This window comes from Allobosea sp. RCC_152_1, from assembly GCF_041360765.1.
Taxonomy (GTDB): Bacteria; Pseudomonadota; Alphaproteobacteria; order Rhizobiales; family Beijerinckiaceae; genus Allobosea; species Allobosea spartocytisi.
This window is the reverse complement of the sequence record NZ_JBFUPU010000001.1, coordinates 577,351-594,846: the sequence shown is the minus strand read 5'-3', so window position 1 is coordinate 594,846 and position 17,496 is coordinate 577,351. Positions and strand designations below refer to the sequence as shown.

Here is a 17,496-nt window from a genome sequence, read left to right as displayed (position 1 = left end):
GCTCAGCCGGCGGCGCCGCGCATGTCGCGGCGCCCGATCCGGATCGCCCGCAGACGCCGGCGCAAGCGCCCAAGCAGGGCGAGGAACGGCCGCTCGAGCCAGCGCTCCGCGCCATAGGCGATGGCGACCATCAGCAGCAGGCTCCCGGCGACGAGACAGACAAGCGCCAGCGCATGCTGGTTCGCGCGCAGATACGCTTCCGCCACGACCGTATCGATCAATGGAACGTGGATGAGGTAGAGCGGGAACGAGACCGCACCGAGAAAGCGCCCGGCCCGGCCAGAGAGCCAGGTGACGAGCAGGCCGGACCGCAGGCAGCCATAGACGACGAGCATCGCCCCGAGCGGGTAGAGCAACCCACCCTTTTTCTCCGGATTCAAGGCCTCGGGCAGCCAGTCAAGACCGAGCTGGCGCGCCGCATCGCCGCTCTGCGAGCCGATCAGGAGGCCGAGGAGCAGCGCTGAGATCGGCAGGGCCGACGGCAGCCGCCTCGCCGCCCAGGCCTCGCGCAGGACGATGCCGAGCGGGAAGCAGACATAGTCATAGCGCCGCAGAGCGATGAAGATCACGGCGCCGCCGAGCGCCACTGCCAGCCTGGAGCGGGGCCTTGTGAAAGCGCAGACGGCGAAGCAGAGGATCGAGCCGAGCAGCTCGGGCCGCATCGTCCAGAGGACGTTGTTGAAGAACGAGCCGCCGGTGAGGAAGATCCCGGCCATGCCGTTGTAGATCGCGGCCGCCGGATTGGGGATCGGTCCCTGGTAAGTCCAGCCGAGCCAGCGGCTGCCGGTGAGCGCAGCGAGGTCCGTGGCAGAGGTCGGAAACAGGCTCAGCAGCGACCAGGCCGCGAGCGTGCTGGCGGTTGCCGGGATCGCCAGCCGCAAATAGCGGATGACGACGTCGATCCAGATCGGATCGGATTTGCGCAGCGTCGCGTTGGTCACGACGAAGCCGCTCAGCACGAAGAAGACCGAGACCGCAAAGGTCCCGTTCCAGAGCACGGCGAAGGGCGTATAGGCGATCCAATGCGCGCCTGGCTGCTGTTCCGGTACGAGCCATGGCGTCAGGGCCGACATCAGGTGGAAGATCACGACCGCGACCGCCGCGACGCCGCGGAGTCCGTCGAGATGGTCGAGTCTCTCGCTCACCAGCCTTCCCCGGTCCTGGAAGCGCCGATCCGGGGCCGCCACCAGCGATCGGAGAGATCGAGGCGCCCGGCGCCGATGGCGAGCCGCATCCCGCAGGCGAGAAGGCCGAACCCGTACAGCAGAGCGCCAAGCGCCGCGATCGCGACCAGCTCGGCCAGCGCCGGCAGGTGCCACGCCGCGATGGCGCCACGCAAGCCGAGAACCCCGGCCGTCATGACCGCGCCGGCGACGGCGATCTTCCAGAGATTGGCCAGTTGCTCGGCGATGCCGACCATCAGCAGGTTGCGGAGCCAACGCAGGAAGAAGACCGCCATGATCCCTGCCGCGATCACGCGGCCAGCCGCCATGCCGACGGCGCCCCATTGCAGGAAGCCGACGAGGACGGCAGGGGCACGAACGGCAAGGTCGTAGAGATTGAGCCGGAAGATGACCTCGGGGCGGCCGAGCGCCAGGCTCAGCGAATACAGCGTCTGGAAATAGGGCGTCGCCATCACCGAAAGCGAGAGCAGGCTGAGCAGCCAGTCGGCGCCATGCCATTTCGGGCCGAGCAGGACCTCGACGATCAGGTCCGAGGTCAGGGCGATCCCCAGGCTGCACGGCACCGAGACCAGCATGCTGAAGCGCGCGGCCTTGAGGAAAGCGAGCCGCAGCCGCTGATCCTCTTCCTTTATCCGGGCGAAGGCGGCCATGATCGGCTGCAGCGCCGGCCCGATCAGGCTCTGGGTCGGCATCACCGAAAGATCGGCCGCGACCGCATAGCGCCCGAGCACCTCCTTGCTGCCGCCGAGCCCGAGCAGGATGCGATCGAACTGCCAGTTCACCGCCGAAACCAGCTGCGCGCAGGTGAACCAGCCGACGAAGCCGGCGAAATCCGGCAGGCGGGCCAGCGACAGAGCCGGACGGTAGGGGGCGAGACGATAGGAGATGGCGCAGCCGAAGATCGGAGCGGCGACGAAATTGACGACGAGTGCCCAGTAGCCGCCGCCGAGCAGCAGCGTCGCGATGGCCAGGCAGAAGGCCGCGAGCTTGCCGCCGGTCTCCAGCAGGAAATTGCGCAGGAAGCCGAGCTCGCGGATGAACAGGACGAGGCCGGGGCTGGCGAGGCCGCGCGCGATCGGCGCGAAGGCGAGCGCGAGGATCACCGGCACGAGCTGCGGATCGCCATTGAGCCAGGAGAACGGCCAGGCGACGGCGAGCAGCAACAGTCCGATTGCGAAACCGCGCAGGGCGCCGAGAGTGAAGCCGGTGTCGAGATGGGTCTTGTCGACCTGCGGCAGGCGGACCAGCGCCTGCGTTACCGGGATCTCGAGCACCATGTCGACGATCGCGACGCAGGACATGGCGAGCGCCGTCAGGCCGAAATCGGCCGGCGTCAGCATCCGCGCCATGATCAGCAGCGTGAAGAAATCGATGAACCGGCCGAGGAAGCGCGAGGCGACCAGCCAGCCGGCGCCCTGGAGGGCTTTCATCGCCAGCATGGCAATCCGTCCCTGCGATCCGTCGGCGCGTGCGGGCGCGAGGCTCGCGCGGTCGCAGCCCTCATCGCCTGGGCCACATCGCCGCGCATCAGCGACGGAAACCGGCTGAGAGCCCACGCAGGGCGTAAGCGGCCTCGAGCGCCGTGAGCAGCGGCAGGCGCGCGTGGGGGAAGGCGCGCGCGATCGCGCCTTCCCGCCAGAGCTGGCTGCGGATCGACGCGAGGCGGGACAGCGCGCTGCCGGACAATGCCTCGGCGTCTCCGACGATGTCGGGCCGACCGAAATCGATGGAGCGCCGGCCGATCGCCAGCGCCGACAGATCGGCCTCGACCGGGCGGGTGACGGCCTGCCTCAGCCGTGGCCAGGCACGGGCCACATCGGCCATGATCGCCGCTCCGCTGGCGACGTCGTCGATGTAAGCGAGCGCACCCGCCAGCAGCGGATTGCCGATGCTGGGGTCGACGGCGCCGAAGGCGATGTCGCCGGCATTGCAGGAGACCTTGCCGTTCTCGTCTTCCTTGAAGGAGCGCACCGAGGGGATCGCCGGCTCGAACAGGCTTTCGATCAGCTGCCAATAGCGCAGCACCGTCGAGCGGATCGCGAAGGGGCTGTAGCGGTTGCGTTCGACGGCGAGGCCGACGACGCGCGGGAAATGGTCCTCGCTGAAGCCCTTGTAGTTGCAGCGCGCCAGCTGGATGGTCTCGAAGCTCAGATCGGGCAGGCCGGCGGCGAGCAGGCGCTGCGTGCTGCCGTAGAGCCCCGTATCGCACAGGACGATCCGCCCCGCGCCGGCGCTGGCAACGGAAAGATGGCGCCGGAAGAGTGTGTTCTGCCGCTCGATGTCGGCAAGGATGTCTTCGCCCGCCGGCCGCTGGAGCATGGCGAAGAAGCGATCGGGCGCGAACGGCTCGTTCCATGGCTGGGGCAGGTCGTAGCGCCTGCCGCCCAGGGTGGCTGCGACGTCGGAGAAGCTGCTGCCGGGGAATTCGCGGCCGAGCTCGTCGAGTGCCGCTCCGCTGCGGGCCATGATGGCGGCCCTGGCCGCGACCAGCCGCGACACCATCAGATTCTCGCGCGGCACCGCAAGCGGCAGGTTCAGGTGTTCGGCGAGACGCTCGAACGCCGCCCGGATGCCCAGGCCTCCGCGCGCGCAGAACAGCAGGGCCGTGTCCCCGCGCTTGCCCGCTTCGTCGGCGTAAAGCCAGATCGCCAGGCAGAACTCGGCCACGATCGGCCCGAGCACCTCGCGCCCGAAGCCTTGGGGATCGTGGGCCTGTTCCGCCGGCATGCGTCCATGCGCCCGGCTTCGGCTGATGAGGCGGCCAAGCTCGCTCGCGGCGCCGTGCAGGCGGGACAGGCGGCGGCGCAGCCTGGGGCGCGGGAGATGGAGCGTGCGCAGGCCGAGTTCCGACGGGATGATGTGGTCGGCGCGCCGGTCGTCGCCGACATGCAAGGCTTGACGGGCATCGATCCCTTCCGCGGCGAGGACCGCATGAAAGAGATCGCCGCGCCGCTTGGTCAGGCCGAGATCGGCACTGGAATAGATCCTGTCGAGCAGGCCGGGGCCGTGGAGATGCGTGACCAGCGCATCGAGCGTCGTGGTCGGCAGTCCTATGTCGCTGATCGCGACGACGCGCCGGCCTTCGCCGCGGCAGCGGCGCAGCAGCGCCGCGAGCTCATGGTTCGGCCGCAGCGATTCCTTTTCGACCGCGAGCTCGATCGCGAGACGCGTCTCGCAGAGTGTCTCCACCCGGGGACCTGGCAGTCCGAGCATGACGAGCTGGCGTCGGATGACGTCTCGCAGCGCGACCTCGCCGTCCTGCATGGCCATGTCGAGCGCCCGATAGGCGAGGCGCTGCGCCTCCAGGCGCGCCTCGACCAGTGCGCACTCCGCGAGCTGCAGGCCCTGTTCGGCCAGCTTGCGGGCGAAGCGGCGCTCGCCGGCGATGATACGGGCCCGCTCGGAGCGGAGGGTGCGCAGCAGCAAGGTGTCGAACAGGTCGGTCGAGACCAGATCGACCCCATCCAGCAGCGCCGCCTCGTTCGGATGTGGCCAGCCCGGCATCATACGCTCCGTGCTCAGACGCAAAGGTCGGGATCGCCGTTACAACGACGGCGGCATGCGCAAACGCATGCCTTACGCAGATGAAAGCAGGGACCGTGCCAGTCCTGGCCGGGCGTTCCGTCGAATCTTCGGCCGGTTTGCTCATTCGAATCGCAATCGCCGCGCGAATGAGCAGGAAAAGAATGGCTGTGATGACGAGTCTTGCTTTCAGCTGATCTTGCCGGGGACTAGCCTCGCTTCATGTCCGGTCGATGAGGTTCGGGATGGAAGAGACGGTCCAGCGGATCGACGATGCCGTCAGCATGGCCGCCCAGCATTGCGATGCGATCGTCCTCGGCGCGGGCGTATCCGGTCTCGTCTCGGCCTCGGTGCTGGCCGACCAGGGCTGCAGGCGGATCGTCGTCATCGACGAATACGCGCATCTCGGGGGGAACCATATCGACTGGTCGTCCGGCGACTACACCTTCGACATCGGCAGCCTGATCTTCCAGGACGACTCGCCGCTTCTGCAGCATTTCCCGGAGCTGCTGCCGCTCTACGTGCCGATCCGGCCGCGCTGGGCGAGGCTGAACCCGCAAGGGCTGATCACCGCCTACCCGATCTCGGTGAAGGACGACATCCTGCGCGCCGGGCCGGTGGAGACCGCCCGGATCCTGGCATCGGCCGCCTATGCCCGCCTGTTCAAGCGGCGCATGCGCAACGCCCGCGAATTTGCCCGCCACTGGATCGGGGCCAGGCTGCTGCAGCGCTCGGGCCTCGATGCCTACATGACCCGGTTCTACGGCATCGCTTCCGACCGGATCAGCATCGAACTGGCCCGCAAGCGAATGCAATGGATCAGCGAGCACGCCTCGCTGCGCACCGTCCTCGGCCGCCTGCGCCGGACGAAGCCGGCAGCCCCGACCAACCGCCAATTGGCGCGGCCGCGCGAAGGCTTCGCCACGCTCTATGCCGCCGCAGCCGCATCGCTCAGCGCGCGGGCCGCCAGCTTCCTCCTGGGCGCAAAGATCGACCGGATCGAGAAACTCGGCAATCGCTTCGTCCTCTTTCGCGAGGGACGGGCGATCGTCGCCGACCGCATCGTCTCGACCATTCCGATCCCGCGCTTGCAGGCGCTCTGCAATCTGCCGGTCTCGCAGGAGCTGGAGACGATCACGCTGCTGGCGCTCTATTTCAGCTTCGACGGCAAACGGGGCTTCGACGAGGAGATCATCTACAATTTCTCCTATGACGGGGCCTGGAAGCGCCTGACGATGTATTCCGATTTCTATGGTCGCGCGCAAGGACGCGAATATTTCGGCGTCGAGGTGATCGCCAACCATGTCGGCAAGTCGATCGCCCGGGGCGAGGCGGATTTTCGGGCCCATGTCGCGGCGAATGGGCTCTTCCGCGGCGATCTCAGGCTCGAAGGCAGCCAGTTCCTCGACAACGCCTATCCAATCTATCGCAACGGCGCCGAAGAGAGCGCCGCCGAAGCGGTCAAGGCACTGAAGGCCTTCGGCATCGAATCCTTCGGGCGCCAGGGCGGTTTCAACTACCAGCCGACGGCGCGGGTCTCGACGATCGAGGCCGAAGCGGCCCTGCGTGACGCCGCCTCGATTCCGGCACGGTAAATGCAAGACAGGTTGCGCCCAGCGGCGTAGAGGCGCGAGCGCAGGCGAGTTGGCGGTCCGAGCATCATGATGGGCCCATGCGTATTCTGCACCTGCTGAATCACACGACGCAGTCGAACGGCCATGTCCACGCCGCCGTCGATCTGGCCTGCGAGCAGAGCCGGCTCGGCCATGTCGTCGCCGTCGCCAGCGGAGGCGGCGATTTCGATCGGTTGCTCGTCGGGAACGGCGTCAAACTCTTCAGGATCGACCATCGCCGAAAGGCCACGACGCTCCTGGGGTCAGCCTGGGCGCTGCGCCAGGTGGTCGGCAGCTTCGGCGCCGACGTCCTCCACGCCCATATGATGACGAGCGCGGTGCTGGCTTGGCCGGTGTGCAAACTCGCCGGCATCCCGCTGGTCACGACGGTTCACAACGAGTTCGAGAAGAGCGCCATTCTGATGGGCCTCGGCACGCGGGTCATCGCGGTCAGCACCGCGGTCGGCGCCTCGATGCGCCGGCGCGGCGTCCCGGCCCGCAAGCTCCGCGTCATCCTCAACGGCACCATCGGTTCGGCCCGCTTCGCGAACCGTGAGACCACGCCGGTGGCGCTGGCGTCACCGAGCCTTCTGTTCGTCGGCGGCCTGCATCCCCGCAAGGGCTTGGTCGATCTCTTCACCGCCTTTGATCTGGTTCACCGCCAGCACCCGCAGGCGCGCCTGCACATCGTCGGCGACGGGCCTTTCGCCCAGACGTATCGCGAGATGGTCGCCGGCCTGTCATGCCGTGAGGCCGTGCGCTTCGAAGGCAGCAAGGCCGACCCCTTTCCCTGGATGCGCGGCGCCGACATCTTCGTGCTGCCCTCCCATGCCGACCCTGCGCCGCTCGTCCTGCCAGAGGCGCGGGAGGCGGGCTGCGCCGTCGTCGCGACCCGTGTCGACGGCATTCCCGAACTGCTCGAAGGCGGCGAGGCCGGCGTGCTCGTCCCGCCCCGCGACCCCGATGCGCTTGCCGCCGCTTTGTCCGGATTGCTCGCGGAGCCCGATGCGATCAGCCATTGGCGGCGGCGGAGCCAGTACCGGGTCGACCATCTCAGGATCGCGCGCGTCGCCCGCGAGACGCTCGATCTCTACGACGAGGCGGCCCTGCAGCTGGGCCGCAAGGTCGGATCGGTTCTGCCCCATACGGGGTGAACAGGTCGCAGTCCCTGACACCAGATGGAGATGAGCGATGCCGATCACGCCATCCCGCCGGGCGCTGCTGCGCGCGGCAGCGGCCTTCGCGACAGCGGCGAGCGCGCGCCCGACATCGGCGAGGGCACAGCAGGATGCGGGAGACCCGACGCTCGGCCGCAGCCTCGTCTTCGACGAATCCTTCGCGACGATCGATCCGGCGATCTGGCAGGCCGGTCCGAAGGCGACGACCCATGAGCCCGGCTTCTACGGCCGCGCGGCCTTCAGCCGCCGCGGCGGCGAGGAGGGCTTCGACCCCTACGCCATCGTCGCTGACCCGCTGGCCTCGGGCGGTCACGCCCTCGAGATATCGGCCCGCTATCTCGGCCGGCAGATGAACGTGCCCGCCTATTACGGCAATGCCCTCCCGGAGTTTCAGTGGATCTCCGGCAATCTCCAGACTGCGCGCCGGGACGGCACGATCCTGAGAGGCTGGCGCAACGGCTATTTCGAGGCGCGGATGCGGTTCCCGGCCCATCCGCTCAGCTTCCCTGCCTTCTGGCTGATGAATGGCCGCAGCATCCTGTTTCCCAAGACCAGCGTCGAGATCGACATCGTCGAGCACAAGGGCTGGGAGCATCGTCTCTACGGCGCATATCTGCATGAATGGGGGCAACCGGGCGAGCGTCACGAAGGTATCGGCGTTCCCACGGAGGTCGACCTGACCAGCGGCTATTTCCGTTATGGCGGGCTGATCGAGGGCGATCGCTGCGTGCTCTATTTCGAGCGCAGGCCGATCCGCGATCCGAAGACCGGCCGCGCGATCGACTGGCGCATCGGCCGCGCCGGCGAACTCGATGCGCAGAACGACGTCTTCTGGCCCCTGATCACGCTCGCCTTGCGGTCCGACGTGCCCTTTCCGCAACCGCTCAGACCGGAGGACCGTGAGGCGCGGCTAAGGGTCGATTATGTCCGGGTCTACGGCAGCTAGCCGGAAACCCGGATTGTCGGTTGGCGTCGGCTGGCTATGGCTATGCCCCGGAGCAAAAATTACTCTCACGCCGTCCTCGGAAAGGGCGTCCACATCCAAAAGACTGAGTATTTGAAGGCCTTTTCCATCCTGCCCGCGATAATTTGGCGCCAATCCTGATATTCGACAGATAGGGCGCTCCTTTCATGGGTATTTCCGGCCTGCTGCGTTGGCCCGCTTTGGCTATTGCGGCTGCATTGAGCTTCTCCAGCCTTCAGGCATCCTCTGCTGAAACGCTGACCATCGCGCAGGGCAACGATATCCTGTCGCTCGACCCGGCAAACCATGGAAACAACAGCACCGAATCGGCGCTGGTGAACATCTACGACTATCTGGTCGACAAGGATTTCAGCCAGGGTCAGCTGCGCTTCACGCCGCGCCTTGCGGTGTCCTGGAGCACCGAAGACAATATCCACTGGACGTTCAAGCTGCGCGACGACGTCTACTGGCACAACGGCGACAAGTTCACGGCGCAGGACGTGAAGTTCACGATCGAGCGGTCCCAGCAGGACAGGAAGCTGATCAGCTCGGCCAAGTTCCGCCGCATCAAGACGGTCGAGGCACCGGACGAGACCACGCTCAGGATCGAAACCGATGGGCCGGACACGCTGCTGCTCCATGCCTTCGTCGGCAACGGAGCCGGCATCCTGCCCAAGGCGGCGTTCGAGAAAGCCGGCGGGCGCGAAGAGTTCTTCAAGCAACCGGTCGGCACTGGCCCCTATGTCTTCAAGCGCTGGGTCAAGTCTGATCGTCTCGTCCTGGCGAAGAATCCGCGCTGGTGGGGCGGCACGCCGAAATGGGACGACGTCGTCATCCGCTCGATCCCCGAGACGACGACGCGCGTCGCCGAGCTCCTGACCGGCGGCGTCGACATCGCCGTCAACATCCCGCCGGAGGACATCGCGCGCCTGAACGACAACAAGGGTACGCGCGCCATCACCTTCGACATCGCGCGCAACCTTGCCCTGCATGTCCGCACCGGCAAGGACCGCGTCACCGGCGATCCGCGGATTCGCGAGGCGATCGACCTCGCGATCGACCGCGACGCGATCGTCAAGCAGGTTCTGGAAGGGCATGGCGCGCCGACGCGCGGCTTCTTCCCGCCGGCGATCCCCGGCTTCGCGCCAGAGCTCAGTCGCGCGATCCGCTTCGACCCCGAGCGGGCAAAGGCCCTGCTGCGCGAGGCCGGCTTCAGCGACAGCAAGCGGCCCGCGCTCAAGATCAGCACGCCGAGCGGCCGCTATGTGAAGGATCGCGAGATCGTCGAGGCCGTGGCCGGCTACCTGGAGGATGTCGGCTTCCGCGCGCAGGTCGAGGTGCTCGACTGGACCGTCTACAACAACAAGTTGGTCGGGGACGGTTTCGGCGAGATCTATCTCTGGGGCATGGGCTCCTACACGGACGCCTCGACCCTGTTCGTCGACAATTTCAAGCGTCACTACGAGTGGTCGGACCCGGCCTTCGACGCGCTTGCTGCTTCCGTCCGCCAGGCGAAGAGCGAGGCCGAGCGCATCGCGATCTCGCAGAAGGGCCAGGAGATCGTCGCCGAGCAGCGCGTGCGCATCGGCCTGCTCTTCCCGCAATCGATCTACGGCGTCAGCGACCGCGTCGTTTATAACGGGCGCTTCGACGAGATGATCGCGGCCGAGGACGTCTCACGTCCATGAACGGTCGCTCTCCCCTGCGCGCGCTGCTGCAGTTCCTGCCGGTTCTCTACATCGTCTCGGTGATCGTCTTCGTCCTGGTCTACCTGACGGGGGACCCGTCCGCCCTGCTGATCCCGGAGGATGCCAGCGAGGAGGATAGGCTCGCGCTCGTCGCGGCATGGGGGCTCGATCAGCCCTGGTACGTCCAGTACCTGCGCTATATGGGCAATATCCTGACCGGGGATTTCGGCGTGTCCTATCGCTACGGGACGGATGCGCTGCCGGTCGTGCTCGAACGGATTCCGGCGACGCTCCAGCTCACGGCCGGCGGCCTCGTCGTCGCGATCCTGATCGCGCTGCCGACCGGAATTTTCGCCGCGCTCAGGCGCAACAGCCTGCCTGATTTCGCGATTTCGGCGGTGACCGTGCTGGGCAAGGCCATGCCGAATTTCTGGGTCGGGATCATGCTGATCCTGGTCTTCGGCGTGTGGCTGCGGCTGGTTCCCGTCTCGGGCAGCGGCGGCTTCTCCCATCTCATCCTGCCGGCGATCACGCTGGGTACCGGCTTCGCCGCGGAACTGACCAAGCTCATCCGCTCCAGCCTGCTCGAAGTCATGGGGCAGGACTATGTCCGCACCGCCCGCGCCAAGGGCCTATCCGAGACGCGCGTGGTGCTGCGCCACGGCCTGAGAAACGCCCTGATCCCGGCGGTGACGATGACCTCCCTGCATGCCATCGCGCTGCTCGGCGGCGCGCTCGTCACCGAGACCGTGTTCTCCTGGCCGGGCCTCGGCCAGCTCGTGGTGCAGGCGATCTATACGAAGGACATGGCGGTCATCCAGATCGCGGTCTTCGTCATCACCATCATGGCCCTGACGATCAACCTCGCGACCGATGCCCTCTACCGGCTGATCGATCCGCGCCTTGCTCGATAGGCCCAGCAGCATCGCATGTCCGAAATCTCGCTCATCAGCAGCCCTCCGCCGCAGCGCCGCCGCTTGCTGCCTTCGCTCCTGCGCAACAAGGCAGGCCTCGCCGGCATCGTCATCGTCGCCCTGATCGTCTTCACGGCGCTGGCTGCCAACCAGCTCGCACCGCTCGATCCGCTCCGGCGCAACCTGTCGCTGAAGTTGCTGCCTCCCGCCTGGCTGGAAGGCGGAAACCCGCGCTACTTGCTGGGCACCGACAGCCAGGGGCGCGATCTGCTGAGCCGCATCATCTTCGGGGCGCGGACATCGCTCTCGGTCGGCCTTGCGGCCGTCGCCCTGTCCAGCCTGATCGGGCTGGCGCTCGGCCTGCTCGCCGGCATGGCGGGAGGCCGGGTCGACCTGCTGATCATGCGCGTGATCGACGCCATGCTGGCGATCCCGACCATGCTGTTCATGCTGGTCGTCGCCCTTGTCGCCGGCTCCGGCCTGCTGCCGCTCGTCGTCGTCATCGCTGCGACCAACTGGGTCGGCTGCGCCCGGATCGTGCGGGCCGACGTGCTCGGCATCAAGGAGATGGACTATGTCGCGGCTGCGCGAGCCAGCGGCGCAGGCCCGCTCGCTCTCATCCTGCGGCATATCCTGCCGAACATCCTGTCCTCCTTCGTCGTGGTGTCCACCCTGAATGTCGGCACCGTCATCCTCGCCGAATCCTCGCTGAGCTTCCTCGGCTTCGGTATCCAGCCGCCGGAGATTTCATGGGGCCAGATGCTCAGCGAAGGCCGGCAATACCTCGCCACAAGCTGGTGGGTTGCGACCTTCCCCGGCATCGCGATCACGCTGACCGTACTCGGCGTCATCCTGCTCGGTGACTGGCTGCGCGACCACCTCGATCCGCGACTGGCGTAAACCCTTTACGCCGCGCCCCACTCCCTTCAGGACAGACCCGATGTCGGCCGTTTCACAGACGCAGAAGTCCCGGACAATCCATCTGGGGCTGTTCCACCAACCACTCGGCCGCCATCCCGCCGCCTGGCGGCAGGAGGCCGCGCAAGGTCATCCGGAAGATATCGACTGGGTCATCCGCATCGCGCGGAAGGCCGAGGAAGGACTGTTCGACATGTTCTTCATGGCCGACAACCTCGCCGGCCCAGAGCCCGGCGCGCAGGGCAAGGCCGGCGGGCTGGAGCCGGTGACGCTGCTCTCGGCGCTGGCGGTCGCGACCTCGAAGATCGGGCTCGTCGGCACGATCTCGACCAGCTTCTCCGAGCCGTACAATGTCGCGCGTGCCCTGGCCTCGCTCGACCATATCAGCCGTGGCCGGGCGGGCTGGAACGTGGTCACCACGCAATCCGACCGCGCTGCGGAAAATTTCAGCCTGAGCGCCCTGCCCGATCATGCCGCTCGCTATGCCCGCGCCGACGAGTTCGTCCGGGTCGTGCGCGGCTTGTGGGATAGCTGGGCCGACGACGCACTCGTCATGGACAAGCGATCCGGCAGATTCCTCGATACGGACCGTGTTCGCCTGCTCGACCACAAGGGCGAGCATTTCTCCGTCCGGGGGCCGCTCAACGTCTCCCGGCCGCCGCAGGGCCATCCCGTGATCGTGCAGGCAGGCTCCTCGCGCGACGGCATCGGGCTTGCCGCGACGCAGGCCGATCTCGCCTTCACCGCACAGGACACGATCGAGGATTCGCTCGCCTATCGCGCCGCGCTCAAGGAGGCGGCCGAGGCCGGCGGCCGCTCCGGCTATCTCAAGGTGCTGCCCGGCATCATGCCGATCGTGGGTCGGACCGACGTCGAGGCGCGCGAGAAATTCGCGGCGCTGCAGGAGCATACCGATATCGCAGCCGGCATCCGGCAGCTCTCGGGCCGCTGGGGCTACGATCTCTCGACCCATCCGCTCGACGGGCCGGTGCCGGAGCCTGGCGAGCGCATCCATGGCGAAAGCCGGGTGCGGCTGCTGCTCAACAAGGCGCGCGCCGAGAACTACACGCTGGGCGAGCTTGCCGCACTCGCCATCGCCTCCCATGGCCACCGCATCATCATCGGCTCTCCGGAGACGATCGCCGACGACCTGCAATTCTGGTTCGAACAGGGCGCGGCCGACGGCTTCAACCTGATCCCCGCCTCGATGCCGGACGGGCTCGACGATTTCGTCGACCGCGTGATCCCCGTCCTCCAGGATCGTGGCCTGTTCCGCCGGAGCTATGCCGAGACCACCCTGCGCGAGCGCTTTGGCCTCGGCATTCCGCGGCTCGGGGCTTTCGCGAGCTGAGCACCAGGCGGCGCCGGCACTGAATTGGAAGCCGCCTATACGGCCTTGGCGACCGGCTGCCAGGCCTCGGGAAGAGCGAGGTTTCCACGCAGGGTGGGCGCGGCATAGTCCTGCCGGAAGACCTTGCGCTCCTGCAGGATCGGGATGACCTTCTCGACGAACTCGTCGAAGCCGCCGGGCGTGAGATGCGGCGCGAAGACGAAACCGTCCGCCGCATCCGACTGGATATAGCGATCGATCTCCTCGGCGACCTGTGCGGGCGTCCCGACGAACTGCTTGCGTCCGGTCACCTTGATGATGAGCTCGCGGATGCTGAGCTTTTCGCGCTCGGCCAGTTCGCGCCAGGCGCGCGCGGTTTCCAGGCGGTTGTCGTAGCGGGCGGCGCGCCCCTGGGCGAGCTGCTCGACGGCGACATCGGGATCGACCTCCGGCAGCGGGCCGTCCGGGTCGTAGGCCGTGAGATCGCGGTTCCAGACCTGCTCGAGAAAGACGATGGCGTTCTTCGGGCTGACCTGCTGCAGGCGGATGGCCCTCTGCTTTTCCAGCGCGTCTTCAAGCGTCTCGCCCAGGACGAAATTGGCTCCCGGGAGGATTTTCAGGGCATCGCGGCTGCGTCCGTATTTGGCAAGACGCTGCTTCACATCGGCATAGAAGGCCTGTCCCTCCTCAAGGGTCCCATGCCGCGAATAGATCAGGTCGGCATGGCTGGCGGCGAGTTCCCTGCCCTCCTCGGAATCGCCGGCCTGCGCGATGACGGGGGTCCCTTGCGGCAGTGGGCCGGCACCGGTGCGGCCTGCGATGTCGAAATAGGGAGAGCGGACATGGAAATCGCCGCCCTGCCAGATCGAGCGCGCGGTTTCGAGGAAGTCCCGCGCGCGCTCGTAGCGTTCGCGGAACGGCAGATGATCGCCGCGGCGGAAATTGGCTCCGGTGAAGGCACCGGGCGACGTCACCACGTTCCAGCCGGCCCTCCCGCCGGACAGGATATCGAGCGTCGCGAGCTGGCGTGCCAGCGGGTAAGGCTCGTTGAACGTCGTCGTCAGCGTCCCGATCAAACCAACATGGTTGGTGATCGAAGCCAATGCCGTGAGGATAGCCAGGGTGTTCGGGCGGCCGACGACATCCAGCTCGTGGAAGCGCCCCTTCTGCTCCCGGACTCTCAGGCCTTCGGCCAGGAAGATGAAGTCGAACTTGCCGCGCTCGACGGTCTCGGCGAAGTGCCGGAAGGACGAGAATGCGATCTGGCTGCCGGCGGCCGGATCGCTCCAGACCGTGAAATTGTTCACGCCCGGAAACTGCGCCCCGAGGATGATCTGCTTCTTGGACATGATATTCCTCCGAGCTCAGGCGGCCGCGGCGTAGCGATTGCGGGCGGCGGGCAGACCGAAGCGACTGCGCAGATCTCCCCCCGAGGGCTGTGCGACGAGCCCCGCGGTGCGAAGAGCAGGCACAAGCGTGTCGACAACAGGCGCGATCTGCCGGTGCGGGTCGGTCAAGATCAGGCGGACGCCGTGGGCTCCCTGAGTCTCGGAGGTCTTGGCGGCAGCGATCAGGTCGGCGACATCAGCCACATCGGGCTTCACATGCAGATCGGCGATGACCTTCGGCCCCGTGCCGGGGCCATCGACCCTCAGCTTCGCCGCCGTTCCGGGAAGGTCGCCCTCCGCCGGCACGAAAACCACGTCGGCAGCGCGGGCAAGCGCCAGATCCGCTTCCGCCGTCCAGCTGGTCGCGACCAAAGGCTGGCCCTGAGGAGGTCTTGGCGTGATGGAGGGCCCCAGCACGCGGAAATCGGCGCCCTGGAAGTCGATATAGTGAAGCTTCTCGCCATCGACATAGCGCTGGCTCACGACGTCGCGGATGACCGCATCATCCTCCCAACTGTCCCAGAGCCGCCTCACCACCTCGGCCGCAGCGAGCGCATCGCGGTCGAGAGACGGCGGATCGACCGCCGGAAAGCCCTTCAGCGCGCCGATGGCACGGCCGGCGTCAAGGCTCCGCTGCTGGTCGAGGCGCTGGGCCAGGAGGCCAGCCCTGCCCCCGCTGACATAGTCCAGGGTGGCGATGGCGGTCGAGACATGGAAGGGCTCGAGGACGTTGAGGGGCGCGCCGGCGATGATGCCGATGTCGCGGCTGCGCGGCGCGAGCCAATTGGCCAGAAGGATCGCATCGAGCCCGTCCCGGCCGGGATCGGCGAAGCGATCTTCCAGGGTCAGGAATTCGGCCGCGCCGTCGAGCCGGCCGATCAGGCCACCCCAGAAGCCGCGCCAGTCGGGATCGTCTCCATGGGAACCGGCATGCAGCCCAAAGCCTACTAGGAAAGTCGATTTCTGCGTCATCGTTCGATCCGATCGGGTCAGTGCTCAGGCGGCCGAGGCCAGATAGCTCGCCAGCCGGGCGGAGACCTTCGCCTCCTGCTCGGCCTTGATCGCAGCGACGCGCTTGGTGGCGTCCTCCAGTGACGCAGCCGGCGCGAAGACCGGATAGGTGCCGACCTGCCCCGCCTTTGCCCCGATATGTTTCTCGAACGGCAAGGAGCGGTAGAGGGTGGGATCGACGCTCGTGTCGAAGAGCGGCCGATAGCCCAGGGCGAGGTACAAGGCCGACGCTTCGGGCTGGCGGAAACCGGTGGTCAGATAAGCCCGGGTATAGCCCAGCTCGGCCGCCGCCTCTTCGAGTGCAAGCACGATTTGCCGGGCAAGCCCCTGTCGGCGCAGATCCGGGCGCGTCCAGATGCGCTTGAACTCCGCCGTCTCATCGTCGTGGCTCATGAATGCCCCGCCCGCGATCGTCTCCCTGTCGCGCTGCAAGAGCAGGAAGATGCCGAGCGGCGGCGTAAACGCTTCAGCCGGATAGCGCATGATCTCGGAGCGGGCCCCGCCGGGGCGGCTCGCCGCGCCGTAGCGCCCGTCATATTCCGAGATCAGCCCCTCAAGCAGCGGCTCCGCCGCCGGGTCGAGAGGCGAAGACCGCACAAAGACGTCAGCCATAACATTCTCCGAAATCGCAGCGGCTTGGCTTGCCCGCGACCGCTTGATCAAGCATTCTATTAATTCTATAGACTATTCGAACAATATTCTCTGTCAATGCCTGGCGAGGCCGAATGCCCTATCGACTGAGCTTCCTCGACAAGAGCCCCCTGCAGGCGAACGAGGCCGCCGCCGACGCGCTCGCACGGACGCTCTCGCTGGCAAAAGCGGCGGAAGAGCTCGGTTTCGCGCGGTTCTGGGTCGCCGAGCACCACAACGCGGCGAAGCTGGCGAGCTCGTCGCCCGAGGTGCTGATCAGCTTCCTGCTGGCGCACACCAGCCGCATCAGAATCGGCTCCGGCGGCGTGATGCTCCAGCACTACAGCGCCTATAAAGTCGCCGAGAACTTCAACCTGTTGGCGGCACTCGCGCCGGGGCGCGTGGATATCGGCATCGGCAAGGCGCCGGGCGGGATGCCGCTGTCGACCCATGCCCTGCAGGGAGCCTATGATCCCGCCCGCAAGCCGAGCTTCGACACGCAGCTCGTGGAGCTCGACGGCTTCCTGCGCGAGCACCATGACGGCAGCGACGCCGGCAATCGGCTCGCGGCCTTCCCGGCGCCGGCGCAGCCCCCGGACCGCTTCCTGCTCGGCGCCAGCATCGAGAGCGCGCGGCTCGCCGCCGGTCTCGGCTGGGGTTTCGTCTATCCCGGCCATATCCATGGCGACGAGGCCGCCATGGGTGAAGCCCTGTCGGCCTATCGTGCCGCCGGCGGCACCTCGGCGCTGCTCGCCTTGGGCGTCGTCACCGCCGAGACCGATGATCTGGCCCGCAGCCTCGCGCCCGATACGCGCCGCTTCCGCGTGGATATCGAGAACGGCCAGGGCGTCAACGTCACCAGCCGCGAGCAGGCCCTCGAATACATCCGGCAGACCGGTTCGCGCGAATACCGCATCGAGGAGCGCAGCTCGCTGCTCCTGCGCGGCACGCCGGCACGGATCCATGCCGAGCTCAAGCGGCTGCACCGGGCATTCGGAATCGACGAATTCATCGTCGACTGCCCCGTGAATGAAGGCGCGTGGCGCCTGAGAACGATCGAGCTTCTCGCGGCCGAGGCTCGCGCCTCGCTGGCCGCCTGAGCCGGCCAAAGGGGTTCGACATCATGATCACGCGAAGAACGCTTCTGGGCGGAGCT

At 67.2% G+C, this 17,496-nt stretch carries 14 protein-coding genes; 8 read left to right on the top strand and 6 right to left on the bottom strand.

The features are described from left to right. Nucleotides 1–2: 2 nt before the first annotated feature. The 3 genes from AB6806_RS02760 to AB6806_RS02750 all read right to left on the bottom strand — a co-directional run bounded on the left by AB6806_RS02760 (nt 3) and on the right by AB6806_RS02750 (nt 4,688). Nucleotides 3–1,145 (bottom strand): acyltransferase family protein, encoded by a 1,143-nt coding sequence (locus AB6806_RS02760; RefSeq protein WP_185747800.1) that lies wholly within the window; start codon nt 1,143–1,145, stop codon nt 3–5. After that, nucleotides 1,142–2,623 (bottom strand): lipopolysaccharide biosynthesis protein, encoded by a 1,482-nt coding sequence (locus AB6806_RS02755; protein WP_142020516.1) that lies wholly within the window; start codon nt 2,621–2,623, stop codon nt 1,142–1,144. Before AB6806_RS02755 ends, AB6806_RS02760 begins: the two co-directional genes overlap by 4 nt. An 88-nt stretch (nt 2,624–2,711) precedes the next feature. Next, nucleotides 2,712–4,688 (bottom strand): HAD family hydrolase, encoded by a 1,977-nt coding sequence (locus AB6806_RS02750; RefSeq protein WP_142020515.1) that lies wholly within the window; start codon nt 4,686–4,688, stop codon nt 2,712–2,714. A gap of 263 nt (nt 4,689–4,951) precedes the next feature. Between AB6806_RS02750 and AB6806_RS02745 the strand changes: the two genes are divergently transcribed. The 7 genes from AB6806_RS02745 to AB6806_RS02715 all read left to right on the top strand — a co-directional run bounded on the left by AB6806_RS02745 (nt 4,952) and on the right by AB6806_RS02715 (nt 13,332). Next, nucleotides 4,952–6,301, top strand: coding sequence for an FAD-dependent oxidoreductase (locus AB6806_RS02745; RefSeq protein WP_142020514.1), 1,350 nt, complete (start codon nt 4,952–4,954; stop codon nt 6,299–6,301). 77 nt (nt 6,302–6,378) lie between these two features. Then, nucleotides 6,379–7,473 carry a glycosyltransferase family 4 protein gene (locus AB6806_RS02740; protein ID WP_142020513.1) on the top strand — a complete coding sequence of 365 codons (1,095 nt, stop codon included), beginning with the start codon at nt 6,379–6,381 and terminating at the stop codon, nt 7,471–7,473. A 37-nt stretch (nt 7,474–7,510) separates the two neighbouring features. Continuing rightward, a complete protein-coding gene (locus AB6806_RS02735) occupies nt 7,511–8,443 on the top strand; it encodes a LamG domain-containing protein (protein WP_113254974.1) in 933 nt (310 codons plus the stop codon). Nucleotides 8,444–8,628: 185 nt separating this feature from the next. Next, nucleotides 8,629–10,149 carry an ABC transporter substrate-binding protein gene (locus AB6806_RS02730; RefSeq protein WP_142020512.1) on the top strand — a complete coding sequence of 507 codons (1,521 nt, stop codon included), beginning with the start codon at nt 8,629–8,631 and terminating at the stop codon, nt 10,147–10,149. Beyond that, entirely contained in the window at nt 10,146–11,063 is a 918-nt protein-coding gene (locus AB6806_RS02725; RefSeq protein WP_133561518.1) for an ABC transporter permease, read from the top strand. The genes AB6806_RS02730 and AB6806_RS02725 overlap by 4 nt, the downstream gene beginning before the upstream one ends. 15 nt (nt 11,064–11,078) lie before the next feature. Next, the gene (locus AB6806_RS02720) at nt 11,079–11,963 is read left to right on the top strand and encodes an ABC transporter permease (protein ID WP_370954057.1); all 885 of its coding nucleotides are present in this window, start codon (nt 11,079–11,081) and stop codon (nt 11,961–11,963) included. Nucleotides 11,964–12,003: 40 nt separating this feature from the next. Next, the gene (locus tag AB6806_RS02715) at nt 12,004–13,332 is read left to right on the top strand and encodes an LLM class flavin-dependent oxidoreductase (RefSeq protein WP_142020510.1); all 1,329 of its coding nucleotides are present in this window, start codon (nt 12,004–12,006) and stop codon (nt 13,330–13,332) included. 35 nt (nt 13,333–13,367) lie between these two features. On the opposite strand, the gene AB6806_RS02710 is transcribed toward AB6806_RS02715, so the two are convergent. The 3 genes from AB6806_RS02710 to AB6806_RS02700 are packed head-to-tail and all read right to left on the bottom strand — an operon-like array spanning nt 13,368 to nt 16,322. Further along, on the bottom strand, nt 13,368–14,660 hold the full coding sequence (locus AB6806_RS02710) for an LLM class flavin-dependent oxidoreductase (protein WP_142020509.1): 1,293 nt from the start codon (nt 14,658–14,660) through the stop codon (nt 13,368–13,370). 15 nt (nt 14,661–14,675) lie between these two features. After that, a complete protein-coding gene (locus AB6806_RS02705) occupies nt 14,676–15,671 on the bottom strand; it encodes an LLM class flavin-dependent oxidoreductase (RefSeq protein ID WP_142020508.1) in 996 nt (331 codons plus the stop codon). A 24-nt stretch (nt 15,672–15,695) separates the two neighbouring features. After that, nucleotides 15,696–16,322 (bottom strand): GNAT family N-acetyltransferase, encoded by a 627-nt coding sequence (locus tag AB6806_RS02700; RefSeq protein ID WP_113254968.1) that lies wholly within the window; start codon nt 16,320–16,322, stop codon nt 15,696–15,698. Nucleotides 16,323–16,435: 113 nt separating this feature from the next. On the opposite strand from AB6806_RS02700, the gene AB6806_RS02695 reads away from it, so the two are divergent. Then, nucleotides 16,436–17,440, top strand: coding sequence for an MsnO8 family LLM class oxidoreductase (locus tag AB6806_RS02695; protein WP_142020507.1), 1,005 nt, complete (start codon nt 16,436–16,438; stop codon nt 17,438–17,440). Nucleotides 17,441–17,496: the final 56 nt, after the last annotated feature.

Excerpts from the sequence above, each read along its gene's own strand:
- AB6806_RS02755 (WP_142020516.1), bottom strand. The coding sequence starts at position 2,623 with ATGCTGGCGATGAAAGCCCTCCAGGGCGCCGGCTGGCTGGTCGCCTCG.
- AB6806_RS02750 (WP_142020515.1), bottom strand. The coding sequence starts at position 4,688 with ATGCCGGGCTGGCCACATCCGAACGAGGCGGCGCTGCTGGATGGGGTC.
- AB6806_RS02745 (WP_142020514.1), top strand. The coding sequence starts at position 4,952 with ATGGAAGAGACGGTCCAGCGGATCGACGATGCCGTCAGCATGGCCGCC.
- AB6806_RS02740 (WP_142020513.1), top strand. The coding sequence starts at position 6,379 with ATGCGTATTCTGCACCTGCTGAATCACACGACGCAGTCGAACGGCCAT.
- AB6806_RS02735 (WP_113254974.1), top strand. The coding sequence starts at position 7,511 with ATGCCGATCACGCCATCCCGCCGGGCGCTGCTGCGCGCGGCAGCGGCC.
- AB6806_RS02730 (WP_142020512.1), top strand. The coding sequence starts at position 8,629 with ATGGGTATTTCCGGCCTGCTGCGTTGGCCCGCTTTGGCTATTGCGGCT.
- AB6806_RS02725 (WP_133561518.1), top strand. The coding sequence starts at position 10,146 with ATGAACGGTCGCTCTCCCCTGCGCGCGCTGCTGCAGTTCCTGCCGGTT.
- AB6806_RS02720 (WP_370954057.1), top strand. The coding sequence starts at position 11,079 with ATGTCCGAAATCTCGCTCATCAGCAGCCCTCCGCCGCAGCGCCGCCGC.
- AB6806_RS02715 (WP_142020510.1), top strand. The coding sequence starts at position 12,004 with ATGTCGGCCGTTTCACAGACGCAGAAGTCCCGGACAATCCATCTGGGG.
- AB6806_RS02710 (WP_142020509.1), bottom strand. The coding sequence starts at position 14,660 with ATGTCCAAGAAGCAGATCATCCTCGGGGCGCAGTTTCCGGGCGTGAAC.
- AB6806_RS02705 (WP_142020508.1), bottom strand. The coding sequence starts at position 15,671 with ATGACGCAGAAATCGACTTTCCTAGTAGGCTTTGGGCTGCATGCCGGT.
- AB6806_RS02700 (WP_113254968.1), bottom strand. The coding sequence starts at position 16,322 with ATGGCTGACGTCTTTGTGCGGTCTTCGCCTCTCGACCCGGCGGCGGAG.
- AB6806_RS02695 (WP_142020507.1), top strand. The coding sequence starts at position 16,436 with ATGCCCTATCGACTGAGCTTCCTCGACAAGAGCCCCCTGCAGGCGAAC.